General features: G+C 65.4%; 25 protein-coding genes. 14 read left to right on the top strand and 11 right to left on the bottom strand.

The window, feature by feature from the left end:
• Positions 1 to 65: 65 nt before the first annotated feature.
• Positions 66 to 713 carry a TetR/AcrR family transcriptional regulator gene (locus AC5DRG_RS20000; protein ID WP_491811921.1) on the bottom strand — a complete coding sequence of 216 codons (648 nt, stop codon included), beginning with the start codon at positions 711 to 713 and terminating at the stop codon, positions 66 to 68.
• Between the two features lie 76 nt (positions 714 to 789).
• On the opposite strand from AC5DRG_RS20000, the gene AC5DRG_RS19995 reads away from it, so the two are divergent.
• The 3 genes from AC5DRG_RS19995 (at position 790) to AC5DRG_RS19985 (ending at position 3,045) form a co-directional block, all read left to right on the top strand.
• A complete protein-coding gene (locus AC5DRG_RS19995; RefSeq protein ID WP_491811920.1) occupies positions 790 to 1,449 on the top strand; it encodes an O-methyltransferase in 660 nt (219 codons plus the stop codon).
• 42 nt (positions 1,450 to 1,491) lie between these two features.
• Positions 1,492 to 1,980 (top strand): HAD domain-containing protein, encoded by a 489-nt coding sequence (locus AC5DRG_RS19990; RefSeq protein ID WP_491811919.1) that lies wholly within the window; start codon positions 1,492 to 1,494, stop codon positions 1,978 to 1,980.
• A 93-nt stretch (positions 1,981 to 2,073) separates the two neighbouring features.
• Positions 2,074 to 3,045, top strand: coding sequence for a hypothetical protein (locus AC5DRG_RS19985; RefSeq protein ID WP_491811918.1), 972 nt, complete (start codon positions 2,074 to 2,076; stop codon positions 3,043 to 3,045).
• A gap of 135 nt (positions 3,046 to 3,180) precedes the next feature.
• Here AC5DRG_RS19985 and AC5DRG_RS19980 read toward each other — a convergent pair whose 3' ends face one another.
• A complete protein-coding gene (locus AC5DRG_RS19980) occupies positions 3,181 to 3,816 on the bottom strand; it encodes a TetR/AcrR family transcriptional regulator (RefSeq protein WP_491811917.1) in 636 nt (211 codons plus the stop codon).
• A gap of 197 nt (positions 3,817 to 4,013) precedes the next feature.
• Here AC5DRG_RS19980 and AC5DRG_RS19975 point away from each other — a divergent pair, with 197 nt between their 5' ends.
• The 5 genes from AC5DRG_RS19975 to AC5DRG_RS19955 all read left to right on the top strand — a co-directional run bounded on the left by AC5DRG_RS19975 (position 4,014) and on the right by AC5DRG_RS19955 (position 9,159).
• Positions 4,014 to 4,658 carry a nuclear transport factor 2 family protein gene (locus tag AC5DRG_RS19975; protein ID WP_491811916.1) on the top strand — a complete coding sequence of 215 codons (645 nt, stop codon included), beginning with the start codon at positions 4,014 to 4,016 and terminating at the stop codon, positions 4,656 to 4,658.
• A 158-nt stretch (positions 4,659 to 4,816) separates the two neighbouring features.
• Positions 4,817 to 5,752, top strand: coding sequence for an alpha/beta hydrolase (locus AC5DRG_RS19970; RefSeq protein WP_491813094.1), 936 nt, complete (start codon positions 4,817 to 4,819; stop codon positions 5,750 to 5,752).
• Between the two features lie 92 nt (positions 5,753 to 5,844).
• Entirely contained in the window at positions 5,845 to 7,209 is a 1,365-nt protein-coding gene (locus AC5DRG_RS19965; RefSeq protein ID WP_491811915.1) for a glycoside hydrolase family 26 protein, read from the top strand.
• 169 nt (positions 7,210 to 7,378) lie between these two features.
• Positions 7,379 to 7,996 carry a TOPRIM nucleotidyl transferase/hydrolase domain-containing protein gene (locus AC5DRG_RS19960; RefSeq protein WP_491811914.1) on the top strand — a complete coding sequence of 206 codons (618 nt, stop codon included), beginning with the start codon at positions 7,379 to 7,381 and terminating at the stop codon, positions 7,994 to 7,996.
• 170 nt (positions 7,997 to 8,166) lie between these two features.
• Positions 8,167 to 9,159 carry an SMP-30/gluconolactonase/LRE family protein gene (locus AC5DRG_RS19955; RefSeq protein WP_491811913.1) on the top strand — a complete coding sequence of 331 codons (993 nt, stop codon included), beginning with the start codon at positions 8,167 to 8,169 and terminating at the stop codon, positions 9,157 to 9,159.
• Between the two features lie 201 nt (positions 9,160 to 9,360).
• On the opposite strand, the gene AC5DRG_RS19950 is transcribed toward AC5DRG_RS19955, so the two are convergent.
• The 4 genes from AC5DRG_RS19950 to AC5DRG_RS19935 all read right to left on the bottom strand — a co-directional run bounded on the left by AC5DRG_RS19950 (position 9,361) and on the right by AC5DRG_RS19935 (position 11,661).
• Positions 9,361 to 9,963, bottom strand: a complete 603-nt coding sequence (locus AC5DRG_RS19950) for a DUF5753 domain-containing protein (protein WP_491811912.1) — start codon at positions 9,961 to 9,963, stop codon at positions 9,361 to 9,363.
• Between the two features lie 73 nt (positions 9,964 to 10,036).
• Positions 10,037 to 10,408, bottom strand: coding sequence for a hypothetical protein (locus AC5DRG_RS19945; protein ID WP_491811911.1), 372 nt, complete (start codon positions 10,406 to 10,408; stop codon positions 10,037 to 10,039).
• An 85-nt stretch (positions 10,409 to 10,493) separates the two neighbouring features.
• On the bottom strand, positions 10,494 to 10,928 hold the full coding sequence (locus AC5DRG_RS19940) for a UCP032817 domain-containing protein (protein WP_491811910.1): 435 nt from the start codon (positions 10,926 to 10,928) through the stop codon (positions 10,494 to 10,496).
• Between the two features lie 235 nt (positions 10,929 to 11,163).
• Positions 11,164 to 11,661: a hypothetical protein gene (locus tag AC5DRG_RS19935; RefSeq protein ID WP_491811909.1), complete on the bottom strand. Its 498-nt coding sequence runs from the start codon at positions 11,659 to 11,661 to the stop codon at positions 11,164 to 11,166.
• Between the two features lie 169 nt (positions 11,662 to 11,830).
• Here AC5DRG_RS19935 and AC5DRG_RS19930 point away from each other — a divergent pair, with 169 nt between their 5' ends.
• From AC5DRG_RS19930 to AC5DRG_RS19915, 4 genes are all read left to right on the top strand, one after another.
• Positions 11,831 to 13,102: an NsdA family TPR-like regulatory protein gene (locus tag AC5DRG_RS19930; RefSeq protein WP_491811908.1), complete on the top strand. Its 1,272-nt coding sequence runs from the start codon at positions 11,831 to 11,833 to the stop codon at positions 13,100 to 13,102.
• Between the two features lies 1 nt (position 13,103).
• On the top strand, positions 13,104 to 13,649 hold the full coding sequence (locus AC5DRG_RS19925; RefSeq protein WP_491811907.1) for an N-acetyltransferase: 546 nt from the start codon (positions 13,104 to 13,106) through the stop codon (positions 13,647 to 13,649).
• A 222-nt stretch (positions 13,650 to 13,871) separates the two neighbouring features.
• Positions 13,872 to 14,930 carry a DUF262 domain-containing protein gene (locus AC5DRG_RS19920; protein WP_491811906.1) on the top strand — a complete coding sequence of 353 codons (1,059 nt, stop codon included), beginning with the start codon at positions 13,872 to 13,874 and terminating at the stop codon, positions 14,928 to 14,930.
• A gap of 338 nt (positions 14,931 to 15,268) precedes the next feature.
• Positions 15,269 to 15,598, top strand: coding sequence for a hypothetical protein (locus tag AC5DRG_RS19915; RefSeq protein ID WP_491811905.1), 330 nt, complete (start codon positions 15,269 to 15,271; stop codon positions 15,596 to 15,598).
• A 106-nt stretch (positions 15,599 to 15,704) separates the two neighbouring features.
• Here the strand turns inward: AC5DRG_RS19915 and AC5DRG_RS19910 are convergent, their stop codons facing one another.
• The 3 genes from AC5DRG_RS19910 to AC5DRG_RS19900 form a co-directional block, all read right to left on the bottom strand.
• Positions 15,705 to 16,517 (bottom strand): DUF6551 family protein, encoded by an 813-nt coding sequence (locus AC5DRG_RS19910; protein ID WP_491811904.1) that lies wholly within the window; start codon positions 16,515 to 16,517, stop codon positions 15,705 to 15,707.
• A gap of 145 nt (positions 16,518 to 16,662) precedes the next feature.
• Positions 16,663 to 16,863, bottom strand: coding sequence for a DUF397 domain-containing protein (locus AC5DRG_RS19905; RefSeq protein ID WP_491811903.1), 201 nt, complete (start codon positions 16,861 to 16,863; stop codon positions 16,663 to 16,665).
• Positions 16,860 to 17,708, bottom strand: coding sequence for a helix-turn-helix domain-containing protein (locus AC5DRG_RS19900; protein ID WP_491811902.1), 849 nt, complete (start codon positions 17,706 to 17,708; stop codon positions 16,860 to 16,862). The genes AC5DRG_RS19905 and AC5DRG_RS19900 overlap by 4 nt, the downstream gene beginning before the upstream one ends.
• A 202-nt stretch (positions 17,709 to 17,910) precedes the next feature.
• Between AC5DRG_RS19900 and AC5DRG_RS19895 the strand changes: the two genes are divergently transcribed.
• Complete coding sequence (locus tag AC5DRG_RS19895) at positions 17,911 to 18,579, top strand: ATP-binding protein (protein WP_491811901.1); 669 nt, start codon at positions 17,911 to 17,913, stop codon at positions 18,577 to 18,579.
• Between the two features lie 13 nt (positions 18,580 to 18,592).
• Here the strand turns inward: AC5DRG_RS19895 and AC5DRG_RS19890 are convergent, their stop codons facing one another.
• On the bottom strand, positions 18,593 to 21,742 hold the full coding sequence (locus AC5DRG_RS19890) for a DEAD/DEAH box helicase (protein WP_491811900.1): 3,150 nt from the start codon (positions 21,740 to 21,742) through the stop codon (positions 18,593 to 18,595).
• Between the two features lie 162 nt (positions 21,743 to 21,904).
• Entirely contained in the window at positions 21,905 to 22,915 is a 1,011-nt protein-coding gene (locus AC5DRG_RS19885) for a YecA family protein (RefSeq protein ID WP_491811899.1), read from the bottom strand.
• Positions 22,916 to 23,045: 130 nt separating this feature from the next.
• On the opposite strand from AC5DRG_RS19885, the gene AC5DRG_RS19880 reads away from it, so the two are divergent.
• The gene (locus AC5DRG_RS19880) at positions 23,046 to 23,471 is read left to right on the top strand and encodes a VOC family protein (RefSeq protein ID WP_491811898.1); all 426 of its coding nucleotides are present in this window, start codon (positions 23,046 to 23,048) and stop codon (positions 23,469 to 23,471) included.
• Positions 23,472 to 23,518 lie beyond the last annotated feature (47 nt).

Raw genomic sequence — 23,518 nt, 5'->3', positions numbered from 1 at the left:
CTGAGCACAAGGCCGGTCCCCACCGCCAGGCCGCGGCGGTGGGGACCGGCTGTCGTCAGTCGTCGTCAGCGCATGCGGCGGAGGAAGGCATCGACAAGCCGGTCGGTGAAGTCCTGGTCGATCGGCTCGTTCGTCACCAGGACGCGGTAGTAGAGGGGGCCCACGAGCTGGTCGGTCTCGGCCGCCATGTCGAGGTCGGTGGGCAACTGGCCCCGCCGCACGGCGCGTTCCAGTGGCAGGCGGTCGCGGCGGCGCTGTTCGTCGAGGTACCTGGCCCGGAAGTCCTCGGCGAACACCGGATCGTGCTGTGTCTGGGCGATCAGGGCCTTGAAGACGGCTCCAGGGTCGGACTGGCTGAGGAACAGGCCCAGTTGGGGTAGATAGGCGCGCAGGTCGAGGGCGATGTCGCCGTGATCGGGCGGGGTCAGTTCCTCGGCCAGGTCCTGCAGGAAGGCGTCCACGAGGACCTCGGTCTTGGTCTTCCACCAGCGGTAGACGGTCTGCTTGGCGACCCCGGCCCGCGCCGCGATGCCCTCCATCGTGACGCCCGTGAACCCCTTCTCGGCGAGCAGGTCGTCGGCCGCCTCAAGGACCGCCTGCCGGGCTTCTTCGCTACGCCCGTGCCGGTTGCCGTGGTGACTGCGCCCGGGTCGGCCCGTAGCGCTTGCCTCGGCGGCTCCCGTCGTAGAACCCGCGCTGCCCATGTCGCCCATGTCGCCTCCCGTGCCACAGAGTAACCGCCGTCGACCGCTCTAGATTAGACGCAACGTTGCGTCTACTCTAAACCTCATGACACTCACTCACACGCTCGCCGACCCCCGGGTCGAAGCCGCCCTCAGCCGGATGTTCGCGCAGGCCGCACATGACGACGCCACCGCGGCCCGCGTCGAGTCGGAGCGCCCCGACGGCTTCGGGACGACACCTCAGGAACACGCCGACGCGGCGGCGGAGATCTACATGCCGATCTCCGCAGCGGGCGGGCAGCTGCTCTACAACCTCGTCCGCGCGGTCCGGCCGGCCACCGTCATCGAGTTCGGCACATCCTTCGGCATCTCCACGCTGCATCTGGCGGCCGCCGTACGGGACAACGGCACCGGACGCGTCATCACCACGGAACTGAGCAAGAACAAGATCGCCGCAGCCCGCCGCACCTTCACGGAGACCGGCCTGGACGACGTGATCACCGTGCTGGAGGGAGACGCCCGAGAAACGCTCGGCGCCATCGAAGACCCCGCGGACTTCGTTCTCCTCGACGGCTGGAAGGACCTGTGCCTGCCGGTACTGCGCCTGCTCGAACCGGGCATGGCCCCCGGCACCCTGGTCGTGGCCGACGACGTGGACCTGAGCAGTCTGCAGCCCTACCTGGACTACGTACGCTCCCCGGAGAACGGCTACCAGAGCGTGACGTTCCCCGTCGAGGACGGCATGGAGATCAGCTGCCGACTCTGACGCCACGATGGTGAGGCAGCCGCCGACGGAACGGAGAAAGAGATGGAACGTCCGTTACTCCTGCTCGACGTGGACGGAGTACTGAATCCCTACGCCGCCGCCACCTGCCCGGACGGCTACGAGGAACACCTCCTCTTCCCCGACGAGGAACCCGTCCGCGTCTGCCCGCCGCACGGCACTTGGCTGACGGGCCTGGCCGACCGGTACGAACTCGTCTGGACGACCGGCTGGGAGGACGAGGCCAACAGACTGCTGGCCCCCCTGCTCTCCCTCCCGCCCCTCCCGGTGATCCACTTCAACTTCACTCCAGGGCAGTTCGCACCGTCCGAAAAGGTCCCGCCCATCGCGGCGTTCACCGCCGACCGCCCAGCGGCCTGGCTCGACGACATGCACACCCCCGAGGCCCACGCATGGGCCCGTTCCCGCACGGCCCCGACCCTCCTGATCAGCGTGGACCCGGCCCGGGGCCTGACCCCGAACATGATTGACGAACTGTCGCGGTGGCCGCCTGCGCGCAGGCCTCAACTCTGAAAGGGGAAGGGGGCAATCCGGGACCGAGGTTCGATGCGAACGAACTGTAAGAGACACCCCCTCAGCAAAAGACGCTCAGCGAAGGAGAAGGGAATGATCTCGGCAGTTCGCAGGACCATCGTCGCTACGGCCGTCTGCGCGGCCTGCGTCACAGCCACGAGCGGCACCGGACAGGCCGCCGCCCCCACGCCCGGATACCACGCGTTCCTACTGAGCAAGGGCCGCTACACAAGCGTCGACTCACCTGACCCGCAAGCCCAGTTGTGCGCCTTCGGCATCGACAGCAAGGACCGGATCACCGGCGAGTACGAGCGGCCCACCAACGAGTCCGGCTTCATCCGGGACGCGTCCGGCAAGGTCACGACGTTCGACTTCCCGGGGTCGAAGGGAACCGAGGCCCTGAAGATCAACGACCGGGGCGAGACCGTCGGCCACTACAGCAACGACACCGGTTTCGTGAACGACTCGGCCCAGCCGCACGGCTTCCTGCGGGACGCCCGGGGCAAGTTCATCACCCTGGACGTCCCCGACGCCAAGTACACGCTCCCGATGGGCCTCAACAACCGCGGCCAGGTGGTGGGCGTCTACGTCGACACCGTGGGAACCGCGCACGGCTTCCGCTGGGAACGCGGACGCTTCACGACCATCAACCTCGACCTCCCCGGCATCGTCGGACCCGAGATCTTCGACATCAACGACCAGGGCCAGATGGTGGGCGACTACCTCGACAAGAGCGGAAGGCTCCTCGGCTTCCTCCTGGACAAGGGCCGCGTCACCGTGATCGACCCGCGCGCGACCCAGTACACCCTGGCGACCGGCATCAACAACCGCGCCCAGATCACGGGCGTCACCCTCAACGCCGACCAGACGGAAGCCCGCGGCTTCCTGCTGCCCAAGGGCGCGAGCGGCCCGGTGGCGCCGGTGGACTTCCCGGGCGCCGATCGCACTACGGCTGGTGACGTCAACGATCAGGGCACGGTCGTAGGCTGCTACTTGAACGGGCCGCCGGGGGCGAGCCCGCAGCGTGCTGGCGGGTCGTCCATGCCGATGCTGAGCGCCCGGTGACTTGAGCGCCCGGTGGCTCGACCGCCCGGTGCCGTGCCGCTGCACGGAGCGGTGATTGGAGCGTTCGGGCCAACTCCGGCGGCCGTGACCAGGCATGATCGGGGCCGGTGTTGGTCCGAAGGGGCCATTCGCAGGTCAGTGGTCGACGCCGGCGTCCCCGCGGAACGCGCCGGCCACCACGGGGACCAGCTGCCGCTCGATCTGCTCGGCGGACAGGGTGGCCAGCTCGGCGCCGATGGGTGACAGGGCGAGCCAGTTCAGCATGCCGGCCGCGCATCGCGTACGGAAGATCAGCTCCTCCTCGTCGACTCCGGGAAGGTTCGCCGACAGTATCCGCAGGGCCTCCCGGCGACTCTGGTCGAACTTGCCGGCCAGCCGCTCCCACCCCTGGGGCGGATCGATGCCGACGCGCGCCACCGTCCGCATCACGGCCAGGTCCTCTCCACCGGCCGCCATTGCGCGCACCATCGGCCCGGCGAAGGCTGCCGCCATCTCCTGGAGCGTCGAAGTGGAGCCCAGGGGGTCGAGCGCCAGGATCTGTGCGTCCAGATACCGTTCCAACGCGTGCTCGATCGCCGAGTCGCACAGCCCCTTCAGCGACCCGTAGTGGTAGCTCACCGCGGCGACGTTGGCTCCGGCGCGTTCGGTGATCTCGCGGAGAGTCACGCCCTCCTGGCCTCGTTGCGCGAGCAGCTCCAGGGCGGCCGTCTGCAGGCCGTCCCGTGTGCGCTGACCGGCCTCTCGGCGCAGGTCCGTCCTCTTCGCCTCCATCACACAATGAAGTCAAGCAGCTGCTTGACTTCATTGTCAACAGTCGCCGCGGCCGCGGGACCAGCCAATTCAAACAGCTGCTTGACAGCTTGCGCTGCCGTCCATAAGTTAAAGCGAGCGTTTGATTTACTAAGAATCCGCGAGACGCCGTCGCGACGGATCGGCGGATCCCGCGTGCCAACCTGGAGGAACACGACATGAAGTTGCTCAGCCGGAAGACGATCACCGCCACGGCCGCGATAGCGGTCCTGGGCGGTCTGTCCATCGCCGCCGTGCCGTCACAGGCCGCAAGCCCCGCCCACAGCGACAGCACTACGGCGGCGGTCCCGGACCTGACCGCCCGCCAGCTGGCCAAGCTGCCGCTCACCGACCGCCACCTGACCAAGCACGAGCGGCACAATCTCGCGGTCGTCCTGCGCGATTACTACGTGGCGGAGGGCAGCCACATCGACGTCCCGACGTTCGTCAACAGCTTCACCAAGGACGGCGTCTTCAACGACATGGTCCCCGGCGTGGCCTACCGGGGAGAGGCGCTCGGCAGCGTACTGCCCTACATGAAGGGCCTCTTCTCCGATGTTCACCGTGAGCTCAAGCGCATCACCGTGAACGGCGACGTGGTCAGCATCGAGCTGTCGATCCAGGGCACGTTCGACGGGCAGCTCACGGCGCCGACGGGCGGCGTCGTCAAGGGCAACGGCCACAAGGTCGACGCGCCGACCGCCGACTTCTGGTACCTGAAGGACGGCAAGGTCACGACGTTCAACTGCTTCGTCGGCTACTCGAAGATGTACTCCGACATGGGCGTGAACTTCGACTGGGCCTCGGCGGTCAACAAGCCCTGAACAACCTCAGCTTTCTGGCGTAGTGACCCATACCCCAGCGATCCGTACGCTCCCCGGTGGTAGTGATCCGAAGCCGGTCGGATCGCTGGGAATGGAGGACCGCCGTGCATCGTGGCCATGCCCGTCTCTTGATCTGGACAGTCCTGGTCACCCTGGTCATGGCGGTCCTGCCGGGGACGGCGACCGCGGCCGTCGGCGGCGAGGACAAGGGCGGGGGCGGCGGCGCCCGGGTCGTGGCGGAGGAGAACGTCGGCCCCAACCTGGTCGACCTGACCATCTCCTCGCCCGCGTTGGGCCGTACCGCCAAGGTCCGCCTGCTGACCCCGGACGGCTGGAACGACCGGCGCAAGAGCCAGCGTTGGCCGGTGCTGTACCTGCTCCACGGCTGCTGCGACACGTACGACAGCTGGACCCGGGAAACCGACGTCGAGACACTGCGCCGGCTCCGCCACACCCTGGTCGTCATGCCCGAGGCCGGCCCGACCGGCTGGTACAGCGACTGGTGGAACCACGGCAACGGCGGCACACCGGCCTGGGAGACCTTCCACCTCCGCGAGCTGCTCCCGCTCCTGGAGCACGGCTACGGCGCCGGCGACCGCCGAGTGATCGCCGGCCTGTCCATGGGCGGCCTAGGCACCCTGCTCTACGCCGCCCACCACCCCGGCACGTTCCGCGCGGCGGCGAGCTACAGCGGCGTGGCGCACCCCTTGTCCGGCGACTTCCCGTCCGGCCTGATGGGCCTGCTGCAGGAGTACGGCGAGGACCCCCTGGCCCTGTGGGGCGACCCGGTGGCCCAACGCGCCATCTGGGAGGCCCACGACCCGTACTACCTGGCGAACAGCCTGCGCTCGATCCCCGTCTTCCTGGCCAGCGGCGACGGCACCGCCGGCCCATTCGACCCACCCGGCACCTACGACGAACTCGAAGCGCAGCTGAACGAGATGAACCACGCCGTCGCCGGCCAACTGAAGGCCGCCGGAGCACAACTCACCACCGACTTCTACGGCCCCGGCACGCACAGCTGGCCTTACTGGGAGCGCGAACTGCACCGCTCTCTGCCGCTGTTGCTGCACGCCCTGCGGTCGGGCCGCTGACCGACCCCGCTGTACGAAGATCGCCACCCTGTTCCGGCAGCCGCCCCAGCCGTAGCCTGAGCAAGATCCGCCCCTGCCATGGAGGTTGAGTCTTGCGAAGACGTACGTTCGTCACCGCCCTCGGCGCCGCAGCCGCCGCGTCCGCCATACCGGGAGTCGCACGGGCGGCCACGCCGCTCATCGCACCCACGCTGACGGGCCGGGATCCGGCGGCGTCGGCGAACGCGCAGGCGGTGTACAAGCACTTGGTGTCGCTGGAGAACGCCGGACGTTCCGGGAGCAGTCCGATGACGATCATCGGCCAGCACATCGAGACCCAGCAGGAGCTGTACAACGCGAGTTACGGGGACACGGGCGGCACGACCTTCTCCGGGTACTACTACAAGAAGGCCCGGGACATCACGGGCAAGCTGTCCGGCTTCATCGAGATCGACCTCGGGCCCGGATACGGCGCGACCGGCTGGGGGACGTACGCGGACCGCTCCTACAACCGGCCGCTGGGGCTGCCGACGGGGGTGCGGTCGTGGCAGTACACGGACGACGCCGTGGACCTCGCCATGGGTGTGTGGAAGGGGCTGCCGCGCGCGGCGGACGGCACGTACAACCCGGACGGCACCATGGTCCGGCTCGACGGCACCTCCGCGAGCCTCGCCAATGGCGGCGCGGCCTCCGGGATCGTGGGCATGAGCTTCCACCAGCCGTACCCCGGTTCCTCGGTGAAGTCCTGGAGCCGGGTCCTCCAGCAGGAGGTGGGACTGCCCCCGGACGGGAAGGAGACCACCCCGGTGGCGACGCTCACCACCGACCAGGCGTGGTTCGACCGCGTCCTGGACTGGGAGTCGGACACCGACGAATACCGGTCGCTCCTCGCGGACCTGGGCTTTCTCGCGGCCACGCTCTCGTACTTCGCCGCGTGGGACGTTCCGGTACTGCTGCGGCCGTACCACGAGATGAACGGCGACTGGTTCTGGTGGGGGGACAAGACCCCGGCCTCGTACAAGAAGCTGTGGCGGATCACGTACGACTACCTGGTGAAGACGAAGGGCCTGCACAACCTGATCTTCGTCTGGTCGCCGGGCGCCTGGGATCCGCAGGGGAACGACGTGCCGTGGGACTACTACCCCGGGGCCGACCTCGTCGACATCGTCGGCGTCGACGACTACAGCCCGTCCGCCTCGGACCTCACGCACGTGTACTACACGGGGCTCGTCGACTACGCGAAGCCGCGGATGCTCGCGGAAACGTACAACGTGCCGATCACGGCGGCCGGTTCGAACGCGCTGACCCGCAGCCCATGGGTGATCTGGAGCACCTGGGGTTCCGGGCTGACCAAGACCGCGATCAACTCGAACGCGGACGTGAAGGCGACGTACTACGCCACCGACCAGGTGTACACGGGCGGTTCGGGGACCGGGTACGGGCAGAACTTCGCGTGGGGGTCGGTCCACGCCCACTGAAACGGTGGTCTCGTGCGGAGGGGTCTGACCTCCTTGATCCGCCGGCCGCTCGGTCGATGCCGGGCGGCACGTCCGTGGCCGAGACGGTCACCTCGGTTCGAGCGAGCCGCTTGGCAGGGCCGCCGAATATTCCGTGCCATGCCGGTCGGTGGACGTGCAGACTCGCTCCATGGCGGACGTACACGCATTCCGGGCAGCGGTCAGCCGCTGGGCGGCCGGCGGCCCCGGCGAACCGGCGAGTGATCTGGCAGCGCAACTGGGGCTGCGGACAGCGGTGTTGCTGGAAGGACTGAGCGACCTCGCCGCCGTCGAGGCGCTGGCCGCACGGCATGGCCGGGACCTGCCCGCCGAAGGGGTGTGCGTCGTCTCGATGGGCGGGGCGATGAACATCGCCCGCTACGCCGGCCTCCTCGGGCCACCCGGTCTCGGCCTGCGCCTGAGGGGCCTGTGCGACGAACGCGAGCAACCCTTCTACGACCGCGGCCTGAAGCGCGCCGGGGCGCCGGACCAGGGCTTCTTCGTATGCGTGGCAGACCTGGAGGACGAGCTCATCCGCACACTGGGCACGGAGCGCGTCGAGGAGATCATCGATGCCGAGGGCGACCTACGCCCCTGGCAGACCTTCCTCCACCAGCCCGCCCAGCACGGCCGCCCCCGTCACCAACAGCTGCGCCGCTTCCTCGGCACGAAGAAGGGCCGCAAGATCCGCTACGGCCGTCTTCTGGTGGACGCCCTCGGCTCCGGACGGGTACCGGCCCCGCTTGAGGACCTCGTCGTGAGCCTTTGACCGACGCACGCTTCTCCCGTTCCACCGGATGGTGGAAATCGCATCGTTACCGCAGAAGTGGAGCTGTGTCTCAACTGACCTCTACGGTCGCTGTGTTGAGTCCTGGCCCGACCTATCTGACACCTCAATAGGTGAGGCCCCGGTTCCGGTCTTCTGTAAGGAGCCCATCCATGACAGTCCTGGTCAACCGCCGGGCCGCCCTTGTGACCTTGGGAATGGCCGCACTCAATATGCCCGGCACGCCGGTCCAGGCAGCGTCCCGCCAGTCCGTGATCAACGGCTCGTCGCCGTCCCTGCACCCCGAAGGCATCTCCTGGGATCCGACGCGCCGGGCCTTTCTGGTCGGCTCGGTACGGCATGGCACGGTCTCCGTGGTGCGGCCCAGCGGCACCGTACGTACCCTCGTCGACGACGGCGTGATGGTTTCCACGCTCGCGGTGCACACCGATCCGGCGCGCGGCCGGGTGCTCGTCACGTACCAGGACCCCGGCGTGGGCACCAAGTCGGACGAGGCGACGATGTTCCGGCAGTCCGGGCTCGGCATCTTCGATCTCGCCACGGGCGCGGTGCTGCATCGGGTGGACCTGTCCGCAGTACCCGGCGGCGCGGCCGGGATCCACGGTGCGAACGATTTCGCCCTGGACGCCGCCGGCAATGCCTACGTCACCGACATCGTCAGCGGCGAGATCTACCGCGTCGCCCCGGACGGGCAGGCGTCACTACTGCTCAGCCGGGATGACCTGTTGGGCCGAGACGGGGTAGGACCCAACGGCATCGTGTGGCACCCTTCCGGCCACCTGCTCGTGGTGCGGTACGACACAGGCGCCCTGCTGCGGGTGCCCGTGCACGCGCCTGAGGAAGTGTCGCCCGTGGCACTGGAGGAGGCTGTCGTCGGCGGGGACGGACTGGCACTGAGACCCGACGGCCCACTCGTCGTCGTAACGAACCGGCTCGCCTCCACGGCGACGCCGGGAGTGTCGGTGCTGCGTTCGCACGACGGTTGGCTTTCTGCACACACGGTCGCCAGCTCGGTCCCGTGGCCGGACCCCAACCCCACCACCGCTGCGGTCACTCCACACGGCACGTACGTCGTCGAAGGCCGCCTCGCCGACCTGTTCGCGGGCGCGCTCAGCGACAGCTTCACGATCCGTCGCCTTGAGTAGGGCGTGCCCCCTGTTTCAACCGTGCCGCGAGGTCAATGCCCTCCTGTACGGCGATGTCGAAGTCGGGGTCCTGGTGGAGGAGGATCCTGCCCCGGTAGTCGACGATCACTGAGGCGACGGCGTTGGGGTCCGCGTCCGACGATGCCTTCGGCACATGCTGAAGTTCTGCTTCAAAGAATTCCCGGTCGCCTGGAAGAGTGGTCAAGCGTTGCTCCAGAAGGTCAGGGTTTTATTGATCAGCTCCTTTGCGGATTCTCCGTAGCAGGCCGCACTGCTGACGGCATCGAATGCCTTGTGGTGAAGGGCCAGTTCGTCGGCGTCGGTGATGTCCACGCCGCAGGAGACGAGTTCGTAGTGAACGCGGTCCTCACTCATGTTGAACCCGGGTAGAGGCACAACGCCGAACTCGGCGGTGGCAGGGAGGATTCCAAGCCCGAGCGAGGGGAGGTCGATGTCGCGAAGGAGACGCTCCATCTGCTCGCACATGACCTCGCTGCCCCCGACATTCGTGTACAGGGCCTGCTCGCCGAGGACAACGTCGTAGCGGTGCTCACCGTCGTACAGAACCTGCTGCCGTTCCATCCGCTTGGCGACCCCCGCCGGTACGTCGTCCGGAACTCCGAGGAAGTCCACGACCCGCCGCAGGATCACGGTCGCGTACCCCTCTGTCTGGAGCGTGCCCCAGATCATGGTGGGGACGTACGCCTTGCCGTGCCGCGTCTGTTGGTACCAGCGGATCACCTCATCCTGGATGTCTTCCGTGCCGGTGGACAGCCGCTGTTGCCACGGGATCGAACTGGTCACTGTGCGTTCCCTTCGGTTGCCGATTGTGAACCAGCCGAGCTCATACCCGGCCCAACGGATGACGCACCATCGCTCAGAGATCCAGCAACGCAATCCGGCCGGTCATCAGGACGTCGTGGTTCGCGAAGAGCGCGTCGAGGTCGAAGCGCCGGTGGATGTGCGCGGCCCACTTCGCGTACGGCAGGTCTGTGTGCGCCTTGACCACGCGGGCGCGACTTGCCTGGGTGAGGATCCAACGGGCCTGGTCCCCAGCATTCATCCGGCCACCGAGGTCACGGGCCAGCCGCCACAGCGCGTCTCCGTCGCCTCCTTCGTCTACGACGGTGACCAGCCCGATGTCTCCCAGCCCGCGTTCGTCACCGGACTGCGTGGTGTAGGCGACGGTGAGGTCTTCGAGAGGAAATACGGTCACGCGGCTGGTCGCGGTCAGCACGGTGAGCGGCACGGGGGGGTCCGTTCTGAGGTGAGGGAGGGGGAGCGGGCGGGCCAGCCTGAGGGAGGCGGGCCCGCCCGCGGGGGAGGAGGTGAGGTCAGCAGCAGGGACCGTCGCCGCAGCAGGAAGGCGGGTTGCAGTCGGCGGCCGTACCCCACAGCCGCTCGTCCACGGCGAAGCCCGCCGCCCGGATCTTCTCGACGACGTCGGTCATCAGCCCGCGCGTACGGGTCTTGCTGTTCGGCTGGTGATGCAGGAAGTAACCGAACTGCTCCTCACACCAGTTGGCGTACCAGTCGGTGTGGAGGATGAGCGTGTGCCATCCCGGGTCGACCTGTTGGGAGGGGGCCATGGTGGCGCCCGAGCGGGTTGTGCCCATGACGTGGATCAGGGCGAGGGCTTGGTCGAGGACGCGGTCGGCGACGCAGCGTTCGAGGCCGTATTCGTCGGCGCAGAAGGTAGCGAGTATGTCGAACTCGGGGGCGGGGGCGAGGGAGCGGCCGGTCCGGGTCTCGGTGGCGACGGTGGTCATGGCGTGGCCTCCTTCGCGCTCGCGTCGCGGTTGGGCGTAGTCCGGCCGGGCAGCCGTTCCGGTGGGGTTGTGCGGAGCACGGTTCACCTCAGAGTTGGGATCTTCGGGCAGCCCTCTCCCGGAGCGCTGGATGCCTGGTCGAGTGCTCAGGGAGAGGGATCTTGCGCCTGCCGTCGAACGAGGGCCTACGTGCAGCCCGTTCAAGCCCGACGGCAGAAGTCCGTGAAGACCGAAGTCAGGCCGTGGCGCGCAACGCCAGCTCCTGTCGGCCTGCGGCGACGAGGGATCGCACAGCCGCCGGGCGGCACAGATCACCGTCGTGTCGTGGCGGAATCACCCAGTAAGTGCCAGGCGGCTGCCGACGATCGATGCGGGGGATGCCGAGATACGTGCCGCGACCTAGGCACGGGGCGTCCTCGTCCTGTTCCAGTTGTTGGATCACTCCGGCACCCCAGTTGATGAGGGCGTAGTACGTGGCACCCGTGACGCGGTGGTCGTGGATGACGGGGCCTCGCAGCCGTTCCCGCAGGGCGGCCGCCACCTCATCGGATTGCTCGCAGCCGAGCGCCGCATACACGAGCTCACCGGGGAGCCGAACCGCGGCAAACAGGCCGCCGAGCGGGAGCAGAGCCACACCCTGGTGGGACCACTCCGCGTGGGCCTGATGTGGCACCGGATGTGCCCGGGCGAGCCACTCGGCGATCAGTCGGTTCATGTCGGATGGAGTCAGCACCGCAGCTCCCTCGGTTGGGCGTGCTGTTCACGTTCACGAGGAAACCGGAAGCGCCCTATCGCCCGTCAGGACGGATCTTGGGGAGTTACTCGCAGCCGACCGGACAGTTTTACCGGGCACCGGATGCCGGTAGGACTACCGTCGAGGGACCACGCGCGAGGGGGCGGAAGTGGGCAGCAAGAGAAACACCAGGCTCGAAGCGCTGTTAGCGGAGTTCGGCTACACCCACGAGCAGCTTGCGGAAGCTGTGAACTCGACGGCAACGGACCTCTCCGGAACCCCGGCCAACTGCACTGACCGGCACGTGCGTCGGTGGATCTCCGGCGAAGTGCAGTGGCCGTGGCCGCGCTACCTTCTGCCTCTCCAGCGCATCTTCGGTCGTAGCCCGGAGGACATGGGATTCGTCCCGAGGAAGTCCTCACGTGTCCCTGCTCCGCCTCGTCGGCCGGCACAAGTGGAGATGCAACGCCCCGTCCCGCGCAGGGAGTTCATTGCGGTCGGCCTGCTTGCTGCTCTCGGTCTGGACGCAATCCCTGCGGTCGGTCGACTCGGCACCAGCGACGTCGACCGCATCCGGGCCATCGTCCCCGCTCTCTACAAGTACGACCACGCCTTGGGCGGGGGCGCCTTGCACGACGTTGCCACCGACGCCCTTCGTCGCGTCCAGACTGCCGTAAACCACTGCAATTACGGGGATCGCGTCGAGCGTCTCCTGTACTCGGCGATGGGGGATCTGGCAGCGTCCGCCGGATGGTTCGCGTACGACGCCGGACGACAGGCGGACGCGTCCGGTTTGTACAACGAAGCCTTGCAGGCCGGCATGCTCTCCGGAGACGGGATGCTGCAGGCCCGAGTGTGGTCCAACCTCGCGATGCAGGCCCGCCTTCTCAACCGCGACAGGGAGGCTCTGCGGATCGGTCGTGCGGCAGTCGAGACACGGCAGGCGAAGAGCGATCCGTGGCTGATGGCACTGCTCCATTGCCGTCAGGCTGTCGGCCATGCCCGGACCGGGGACCGTACGCGTTCCCAGCGCTCTCTCGCCCGCGCCGAGACGGCTTACGAACGAACCCAAGGTCAGCCCGCAGCCTGGCTGTCGTTTCTCACCCCGGCCGAGCTGACGGGCCTGGCGGGTGCCGCGCACCAAGCACTCGGACAACACCGACGAGCTGAGCAACTCACCTCCGCCGCACTCCAGATGCTGGAACCACGCTTCGAACGCAACCGCGTCTACTACACGGCTCAACACGCACAGGCACTCCTCGGTGAGGGAAACGTCGAGCACGCCGCCGCTCAAGCAGGCAGAGCAGTCGCCATAGCCGGACGAGTTCAAAGCGAGCGCATCCGAGACAAGCTCGGTGACCTGCGACAGCACCTCCAGCAGTACGCACATGTGCCGGCAGCTTCGGACTTCCTGGAACAGACACGAGAGACGGGAGCATGAAATGGAAGGGCTGCGGCTCGAACATAGGGACGCGGTCGGTTTGGCCGACATCCGACAGCAACTCCTCGACGTGTACGCGGAGATCTACGAGGAGCGGTTGAGCGAGGACTTCCACAGCGTCGAGAGGTTCGACGAGCGGCTCGGCTGGAACACCGAGGTCCCTGGGTTCGCGGCGGTCGTGGGCTATCTCGACGACATGCCGGTCGGGTACGCGTACGGCTGCACGTTGCAGGAGACGACCCGGTGGTGGAAGGGGCTGCGCACGCCAGTGCCGGACGGGTCGACCACGGAGACAGGGACGCGTACCTTCGCACTCTCGGAGCTAATGGTCGTCGAGAAGGTGCGCGGCGCTGGTGTCGCTCGGCAGATTCACGACGGGTTGCTGCGAGACCGTCCGGAGGAACGCGTCACGCTTCTGGTCGAGCGGGACCATCCCAAAGTCCGAGCGCTCTATGCGTCGTGGGGGTACAAGTGGTTTGGTGAGGTGTTGCCGTTCTCTGACGCTCCGTTGTACGACGCGTTGATCCTCCGGCGTGGAGCTAAGTGAGCGTAGACGCTTGATCTTGCAGCGGGTAGCGACGGCAACCCCACGTGGGTACTTGCTCTGGCAGCGTGGTCAGTGTCCGCTTCCCGGCTAGGTTGACAGCGGTGGCCGGGACAAGTGCGATCATGCTCGCCGAGTACTCGCTGCCTTGTGAGGCCAGTGGGTAGATTGCATTGCGTATCTTGGCTTCCAAACCATCCAACAAGCAACCGAGAGCAGGAACGTATGCGTGGGAGCACTCCTCAGCACTACACAATTGCAGATTTTCTGAAGTGGGACGACGACAAAGAACTCATACTGAATCCCAAGTTTCAGCGAGGTCCTGTTTGGCCATCACCAGCCAAGAGCTACCTGATTGACTCAATCTTGCGAGGCTATCCGATACCGAAACTGCTACTGCGCACAACCGTCGATCGAGACACTCGGCGAACCATTCGTGACGTGGTGGATGGACAGCAGCGACTTCGGGCCATCATCGATTTTGCGTCAGGGAAATTTGCTCTTGGGTCAAAGGCTGGAGATCTGAAGGGGTTGCGTTACGTAAATCTTGAAGACGAGCTCAAAGACTCGTTTCTCTCGTACAAGCTTACGTGCGAACAGCTAATCAACGCTACGGATGATGATGTCCTCGAGGTTTTCGTTCGCATCAATTCTTACGCAATTCCGGTAAATGAAGCAGAATTGAGGAATGCGCGCTTCGATAATGAATTCAGCGCCCTAGTTAAATCGATTGTCCGCAGGGTCAAACCCCTGTGGGAACTCGGAGTCATCTCAAATAGGGAACGCGTCCGAATGTCGGATCAATCGTTCGTTGCCGAGATTCTCGGATTCTGGCTCAAGGGTGTTGGAGATGGCGGGGAACCGAGAATTACCAGCCTCTACGAAGAAAACAAGGAAACGGTTCCTGAGGATCTCCCTGCTGAGGATGAGGTCGTAGAAATAATCCTGGAAGCGGCTGACCTCCTTTCCGATTTTCCCAAGGAACCCATCGTGCAGCGCCCTCACTCGCTAATGATCATCGCGGCACTGATGTATGCCCACCATAAGCTCCCTGCCGGCCGCCTATCCTTTGATAAGGCTCCCGCCCCGGATAAACTTCTGATGTCTAAAGAGAAGGCGGTTGAGTCTCTTGGTGTGTTGAACGTAATTCTAGGTAGTCCGGCTGAAGATGTGTCTGGGTACGTCGCTCTCGTGGAATCTAAAACGAGCACACAGCGAATTCGTAGTCGACAAATTCGGTTTGAGTACTTTTGTCGAGCCCTTGCCGGAAACTATGCCGAATAGGGCTGCCAATGTCCGTGATATCCAGCCAGTTGCAGGATGTTGTAGACGCGTTCGCGGCTGAGGTTTCAGCTATTGAGAGCGTCTTCCAGGTGTCTTCTGGCTCTGTGACGGTATCCAGTCAGGTCATAGACTATGATCCCATTGACGACGGATGTGTAGTTTCTCTTTGGGACTCGTGGAATCGTTTCATGAGAGGACTGTTGCTCTCTTCTTGTTCTTCGGCGCAGATTACAGGCGCATCTGGAATTCTCTACTCTCCCGCGGTACCCCTAACTGAAATACAGGCCGTAGGGCAGCTGGTTCAGGCGTCGAGGTCGAGGTCGAATAGCATTCGGGCGATGGCCGGCGAACCGTCTTGGTTTGACCAGAGTGGAATATCCGACATGGTTCAAGAGTTGCAGCTACCAAATTCTCAGCAAATAATTACGGCAGTTACGTCATCATCAGTCTCGCTTGGGGCAAGTTTCGTCACCACCAATCCCATTGAAGAAATACGGACAATAAGGAACTTTATCGCACATAAGGGGACTTCCTCCCTCTCTAGAGCGCGTCATTACATGAGTGGTCACGTCACGGACCATACTCATGATCTCCTGCTTGGTGGGGTTACGCGCTTCAGGCAATGGGTGGACTCTCTTTCTGCGATTGCTGAAACAGCGGCCACCTGACGAGGGCGTTGGTCGTAGCTCTTCCAAGTGATGACAAAGCTCTGCCGACTCTCGAAGGTCGTCCAGGATATCGAGAGTCGGCAGGTTGAAATTCCTGTCAGTCGGCTTAGATCTCGATACGGTTCTCTGTCTTGCGGCCCTTGTTCCAGGCATTGCCGACCATCCGGTAGGCAGTGCTTATGCGGGATCCAGTGCCGCTGTTGTTGAAGCCACCACGAGACGACTGGCTAAGAATTTCAGACCGCCATTTGGCGGCCGAACCCATCTTCTCTATCTTCTTCGCAAGATCCTTGTCGTCGACGAGGTCACCGTGGCGACCGAGGAACATGCCAATGCCACCGAGGAGCATGCCATCCCAGGCCTCTGCGGAGCGCCCCCAGGCGTCTTCAGCGATTGAGAGGGTTCGGTCGAAGATGGGAGCTCCGTAGCGATCGGTGATCTGAAGTACCCCCGACACGGCGCCGACGCTGTTGGTGGAGGAGGAGCCCAACGCCAGTCCGTGCTTCTTCAAAATGCGGTCGGTGTCGACGAAGAGGGGAACGCCTCCGGTAAGACCTACGTGGTATTCGTCGATAGGGCGTGGCTTGTGTGATTCACGGTTCTTGATCAGGAAGAGGATGGCTTCCTGAGCCTGTGTGAGGCCGTGATGTATGTCGGCCCGGATTGTGGGTATCCCCGCGAGTGCGCAGGCGCGCCAACGGTGCTGCCCGTCGACGATGTAGAGGTCGCCGTCAACCCGCTGGGAGACGACGATCGACCCGATGGCTTCTCTAACCAGGTGATTCGCGATGTTCTGCGCACGCTTCTCGTTGAGAGTTCGCTGTGCTTGAGGGTCAATGTTGAGGTCGCTTATCGCAACCTCCTTCCCGTAGTCCACGTCGTGAACCGGGAGCTCGAAGGTGTATCGAGCCTTAGCCATGGATGTGCCCTTCTGCGCCGCGTTTAGGGGATGGTCGGCATTGCCGGATTTTGGGAAGCGGTGCACCAGGGATGCTAATCGCGTGACTGTTGCTGTCTCAAGCGGTTTGAGAAATAAGTGAGTTGATGTGCGCGGCCGTGCCTCGTCAGCTGGGAAAGCGTCTGCGGCTCAGTCCCTCTATGAAGGCCCGCCAGGCGCGAACGTGGACCGTCATGATCGGACCGTTGGCTTGCTTGGAGTCGCGCACCAGCGCGCGGCTGCCCGCGTGGCCGCACTCCACACATTCGGTGCCGCTGCCACCGCTGTGCGAGGACTTGAACCAGCGCTGCACGGTAGGCGTCTTCATGAAAACTCCCTGACTATACGGTCGACAAGCTCAGCCGATGACTCGAGATCGAGTGCCTGTGCGCTGAGGTATTCGAACGCCAACCTATAACGCCCCAGTTCTTGCGGCTTCTCCATGAAGAGGCCGCCACTGAGCAGGTCCACATATGCCACGTCCAGATCCGGCGTCGGTCCCCGTAGGATGGCGAAGCTGCCAACGGCCGCTGCGTGTGCGCCCTTTGAGAAGGGGAGTACTTGAACGGTGATGTGGGGGCGCTCAGCCAGGGCAAGCAGGTGTCCAAGCTGCTCTCGCATCACCTCGTGGCCGCCGACCCGGCGTCGGAGCGCGGCCTCGTCGATCACGCACCAGATGCGCGGTGGTTCATCTCGGTCGAGCAGTTCCTGGCGCTTCATACGGATGTCGACCATGTGCTGCACTTCGCGCTCCGGGCACTGCACCTCCGAGGCTCGGTGAACGGCCTCCGCGTAGGCGCGGGTCTGGAGGAGCCCGGGGATGTACATGCATGCGTAATGGTCTTCGCGAACCACCTCGTCCTCAAGAGTGAGCATCAGATTCATGGACTCGGGGACGGGGTCGGCGAGTGAGCGCCACCAGCCCTGAATCTTGGCGCCTTTGGCGAGTTCGACGAGGGCGAGGCGTTCTTCGTCCGAGGCGCCGTATTCGCGGCAGAGGGCGTCCACGGCCGGCCATTTGACCGTCCCCTCCTTGGTCTCATAGCGGCTGAGCGTTGCCTTGGAGATGCCGACGCGTGCGCCTGCCTCTTCGAGGGTCAAGCCCACCGCTTCGCGGAGGCGACGCAGGTCGGCGCCCAGCTGGCGCCTGCGGGTTGTGGGTCCAATTGCCATGTACGAGGCCCTTCGTGTCGATCAGTCAGATCGTGGGGGTTGTGCGAGCCCGGCGGCAAGACGGTGTGCGCCGGGGGCGCGTGCGTGAGTCCCGCGCTCCTTCTCCCATCAAGATGAGAGTTCCATTTTGAGAGTTCCAATGCAACTCTTTGCATGTCATCGATCGCACAACGCGACGAGATGTCAGGGAAGGAGCCAGGCGATGGACGCCAACGCCCCCATGCTGAGGAAGTCATGGAACCTCCCGTTCGTGGCAGAGCCCGAGGGAGTCGCCGCTCTTCGCCGCATCATGCGCATCCACCTCGGGCTCTGGGGATTGCAACACGTCACTGATGCGGCTCAACTCTGCGTCACCGAGCTCGTGTCCAATGTCATCACCCACGTCGGCGTCGGTACGCCGACCACGCTCGCCGTCTCCATGAGCGGTGCCCACTTGCGCATCGAGGTCCACGACCCCGACGCCCGTGCCCTACCGACACTGATCCAAGCGGAAGTCGACAGCGAAGGTGGTCGTGGGATGGCCTTAGTTGAGGCCATCGCTGACCGCTGGGGTGTCGAGCTCCGTGCCGACCGCAAGGTGACGTGGTGTGAGCTGGCGACGCGATCGACTTCGACGCTGCCGAAGAGTCCGACCCCGCGCTTGAGCAGAGCCGAGGGGCTGCTCGACCTCTACCGGCCGGAACCAGCGCCGCATATGGCGAGCATTGGGTCACATCCGTTGGGGGCGGTTGTGGCCGAGGAGGCAGCGATCGACATTATCACCGACCTCCTCCATTGGCTCCAAGCGCATGGCCGTGACGCAGACGAGGTGCTGGACAGGGCCCAGGCGCACTTCGAGGCGGAGGTGGAGATCGAGGCCCTGCACGGCTGATGTGCCCTCGCGCTTACCCCGCCGAGACCGTCGCCGAGTACGACCACACATCGACCGGAAGCTCGTGCTGGAGCTCCCAAGTGATCGCCATTGGCTTGCTGCCCGTGTGCTTCTTGAACTTGGCCGGGCCCAGCAGCATCCAGGGCTCGGCCTTGCCGATGCTGTTGTCGTTGTAGCGGCGCAGGAAGAGCAGGACATGGCTGCCGCGCTCGACATGGTTTCGGTACCGCAGACCGGTGGGGGAGTTCTCCGATATGGCGTTCTGCGACTCCCAGTGGAACAGGGTGGGGCTGAGCGCATAGTCCTTGTAGCGGACATTGGGGGAGAAGTCCCGCTCGTCCTTGTCCAAGGTGATGAGCATGGCGTCGGTCTTGATCTCCTCTACCCAACGCACTCCTTGGCCGAAGTCTCCGGGCATCTGGCCGCCCAGCCGGGCGATTCCGAGGGCCGAGAGGATCTCGGAGCGGTTGTAGGCGCTGTGGATCTTCAACGGGATGTGGCTGAGCGGGTCGTCCAGCGGGATGGGGAAGTGGTCGGTCTGGTCGAAGACGTACGACAGGGCTTGCCGCAGTTCGTCGCGGAACACGTGCAAGGCGCGAAGCGACTCAAGACCCTCCTGGTAGCTGGAGAAACCGCCCGCCTTGTCCCACAGGTTGAAGAAGAGCATGCGGGCGTATGCCTGCTCGGCAGGAGGGAGCGAGTCGTAGTCGGGGGCGTCATCCGCGAGGAGGCGCAGATATGCACCAGCTCGGTCAGGGTCGTCGACATGCAGGAAGGCGTGGACGCGCCTGAGGAGTTCCTCTTCTCCCGGCAGAGCGGCTTCCTTGATGACTCCGGCCCTGCGCAAGATCTTGGTCCAGGAGTTCTTTGCCCTGTAGAGCTCCTTGATGTCCCGCCTGCTCTCACGCAGGTAGGCCGCGAGCTTGGGCGTGCTGTAGTCCCTGACCTCTTTCGCCAGCGTGTTGATCGTGGCGTTGAGCTGCGTACGGATGTTGTTGAGGACGAGGTCCTTGGACTTGCCCTCCAGGATGATCTGGCAGCCGGAGGGCAGTTGCGGGAAGTCGCGCTCGATGCCGTCGACCAGGCGATTGCGGGAGAGGTTGGTCAGGGCGCGGAACTGCTCCTCGAAGCGGAACTCCGCCCGGTGCGTCCCGATGAAGTCGAGCACGGTCAGCACCGGCTTGTTCGGCGTACGACGCAGCCCGCGTCCCAACTGTTGGAGGAAGACCGTCGCGCTGTTCGTGGGCCGCAGGAGGATCAGCGTGTCTACGTCCGGGATGTCCAGGCCCTCGTTGAACAAGTCGACGGAGAAGATCACCTGGATCTTGCCGGCCTTGAGGTCGTCCAGCGTCCGCTCGCGCTCTGCTGGGCTCGATTCACTGTCGAGTGCCGCGGCCTGGAATCCCGCATCGCGGAAGCGGTCGGCCATGAAGTGCGCGTGCGCCTTCGTCACGCAGAAGCCCAGGGCACGCATGGCACCCGGGTCGGAGATCTTGTCCTTGACCTGCTTGATGACGATACGAGCGCGCGCATGGCTGGCCGTGAAGAGGTTGCCGAGCTCGTCCCGGTCGTAGGAGCCCGCACGCCAGTTGAGCTGGGACAGATCCGTGCCGTCCGGGATGCCGAAGTAGTGGAACGGGCACAGCAGGTCGTTCTCAAGGGCTTCCCACAGCCGCATCTCGGCGGCGATGCGGCCGCCGAAGAACTCGTCCTGGACGTTGTAGCCGTCCATCCTCTCCGGCGTAGCCGTGAGGCCGAGCAACTCGGTGGGCTTGAAGTGCCTGATGACGTGCTGGTACGTGTCTGCCCTGGCGTGGTGGAACTCGTCGATGACGATCACGTCGAAGTGGCCGGGATCGAGTTGCTCCAGCCGCTGGAGCTTGAGGGATTGGACGCTCGCGAAGACATGCGTCCAGTCGCGAGGCTCCTCGCCGTTGTAGAGGAGTTCACCGAAGGAGGCGTCGTCGAGGACCTCCCGATAGGTCCGCAGGGACTGCTTAAGGATCTCCTTGCGGTGTGCCACGAAGAGCAGGCGAGGGAGCTCCCCGCCGCGACGGTCACGCAAGTTGCGGTAGTCCAGGGCCGCCATGACGGTCTTGCCGGTGCCGGTCGCCGCGACTAGGAGGTTCTCGTGGTGGCCGTGTACCTCCCGTTCGACGCGGAGTCGCTCCAGCATGTCCCGCTGGTGTGGGTACGGATGCACCGCGAGCCCGGACAGGTTGATCTTGAGCTCATTGCCCGACCCGGTGCCTCCCGCCTGGGAGAGCGCCTCAGCAAGCCGTTCTCCGTCGCGGTCAGGGTCGTACGACTCGAAAGCCGCGTCGTCCCAGTACGAGTCGAACGTCGCCTCGAACTTGTCGAGCACCCTGGGCGTGGCGACCGACGACAGCCGTACGTTCCACTCCAGACCGTCGAGCAGCGCGGCCTTGGAGAGATTCGAACTGCCCACATAGGCCGTGTCGAATCCCGTGTCGCGCCGGAACAGCCATGCCTTCGCGTGCAGACGCGTCGACCGGATCTCGTAGTTGACCTTGACCTGGGCACCGAACTCGCGGACCAGGCGGTCCAGCGCATATCGATCGGTGGCGCCGATGTAGGTGGTCGTGATGACCCGGATGGGAACTCCCCGCTCCTTCGCAGCGCGCAGGGAGTCCTCAAGTACTCGAATTCCGTACCACTTAACGAACGCGCACAGCAGGTCGATGCTGTCGGCAGTGGCCAGCTCAGCCCGTAGTTCGGCGCCCAGACTGGGGTCATCCGGGGCGTTCGTGATCAACGCCGTCTCGGAGAGGGGCGTGAGGGGCCGAATCGCGTAGACGCCGGGCGCCTCCTGCTCGGCGAGGGCGAGGAGTTGGCGGGGGCCGTCGGCGATGGTGCCGACGGCCTCGTCCGCATCCGGGTCGGGCGCGCTCGCAGCCAGGGACCGCATGATCTGGTTGGCGGCGTCCACCTGCTTGTCGTGCGGCAGTCGACTCAACCGGCGCCCCACGGCCTCGCCGATGTACCGGGCCAGCACATGCGGCGTGGACTCCTTGCCGACCTCCGCGTCGATGGCCTTCCAACCCGCGGATTCGAGCCCCTCTATCCGATCGTGCAGGCTGTGGGTGATCAGCTGCTCGTAGACACCCGCAACCGGCTCCGTCAGGTCCCCCGATTCCGCCACCGCTGCTCCTCTTAGATCCCTATTGGTAGATCCCGAGTGGGCTCTCCCCGCACGATCTCTCGTGCCGATATGGATCTGTTCTAACAGCAGGCACTGACAATCGAAGGGTGTTGTGACGAAAGGTGATCGTTTTCAGACGGCGCCGGTTCGCAGTGTTCAGGCTTAAGCCCCATGACAGTCCCCATAACCCCGCCCCGACCCACACCAACAAACCGCCCCCCGCTGAGGCGGCCAAGCCACCGCCCGCCCCCGAGCCGCCAAGGTCGTCGCATACTGCGGCAACAACGCCACGTCCCTCGGAGACGCCCCCTCCGAAGCCGCAAACGCCTCATACGAAGGCACCGTCCCCGTAACAATCCCCAAGTTAGGCGTCCCCGAAGACGCCAGCTCCCGCAGTGACCCCTCTATCGTCGTCAGGTGCTCCTCATGCGAGGGGTACTCCTCCGCCAGCGTCGGATAAGCCGCCACCAGCTCCGCCAGTTCCCCCGCCGGCCAGTGCAGGACCGCCACCGGGAACGGGCGGGACAGGGCCTCCCTGTACGCGCCCAGCTCCGCCCGGAGTCGTGAGATCTCCGCCTCCAGTTCCGCCGGGTTGTCGGAGCCCAGGGACCACACCCGCTTCGGGTCGTGGAGCTCGTCCAGGGACACCGGGAGGGTGTGGAGGGTGTCGGCCAGCATGTCCCAGTCGTCGTGGGCCGCGCCCAGCATCCGGCGCACCCTGTGGCGGCCGAACAGCAGCGGATGTGTCGAGTACGGCGGCTGGTCGACGCCCTCTAGCAGTAGCCGCGCTCCCTCCGTGAATGTCTCCTGCGCCGCTTCCAGCTCGTCGTGGGATTCCAGCGACTCCGCCACGATCAACCAGGGGGCTGGGTCGCGTGGGGACGCTGACCTGACTCCCTCGATGATGGCTCGGGCCTCTGCCTCGTGGCCGTATTCCCAGAGGTTCGAGGCCTTTAGGGCTCGTACCAGGTAGGGGTTCTCCAGGCCGTCCGGGGACGACAACAGGCGGTCGTAGAGGGTCGTCGCGGCGGGGCGGTCGGCGGCTAGTTCCAGGTGGGCCGCGGCCTGGAGGAGCAGGGCCTCGGCGTCCTCGGGATACAGGCCGGCGGTCCGCTCCAGGCGTGCCGCTTCGGCGGTGTGGTCGACGTTCTCGGCAGGCGTGTCGGGGCGCATGGGGGACACCGTACTGCCGACGAATGACAAAGGAGAGATATGCGCAGGCCAGGCATGGAGAGGCTTGCTCGGGCGTGCACGTGGTGCGTCCTGTGTTCCGTCCCCTGCCCTCCTGGGGGAGAGTGGGGATATGGACGTAGATGACACGAATGTGATGAGCGGGGCGCGCGTCGCTACCCGGCTGCCCGCCCAGGATCTGGAGCGGGCTCGGCGTTTTTACTCCGAGAAGCTCGGTCTTGAGCCCGTCGACGAGCGGCCCGGCGGGCTTCTTTATCGGTGTGGAGGGTCGGATTTCGCGTTGTTCCAGTCGACGGGGGCCTCGCCCGGGACCTTTACGCAGATGGCGTTCGAGGTCGACGACATCGAGGCGGCCGTGTCGGTGCTCAAAGCACGTGGTGTGGTGTTCGAGGTCGTCGATCTGCCCGGGTTGCGTACGAAGGACGGCATCGCCGATATCGAGGGGAACTATCCGAGCAAGGGGGCGCGGGGGGAGCGTGGGGGGTGGTTCCGGGACAGTGAGGGGAATCTGCTGGGTATCGGGCAGCCGGTCGTCTGAGCCCGAACCACCCTCCCACCCCGCGCGCTCCCCTCACCGCCTCACCG

Source organism: Streptomyces sp. JLBG701 (assembly GCF_058544905.1).
Note: the sequence above shows the minus strand (reverse complement) of the source record. Positions and strands in the feature narration are given on the sequence as shown.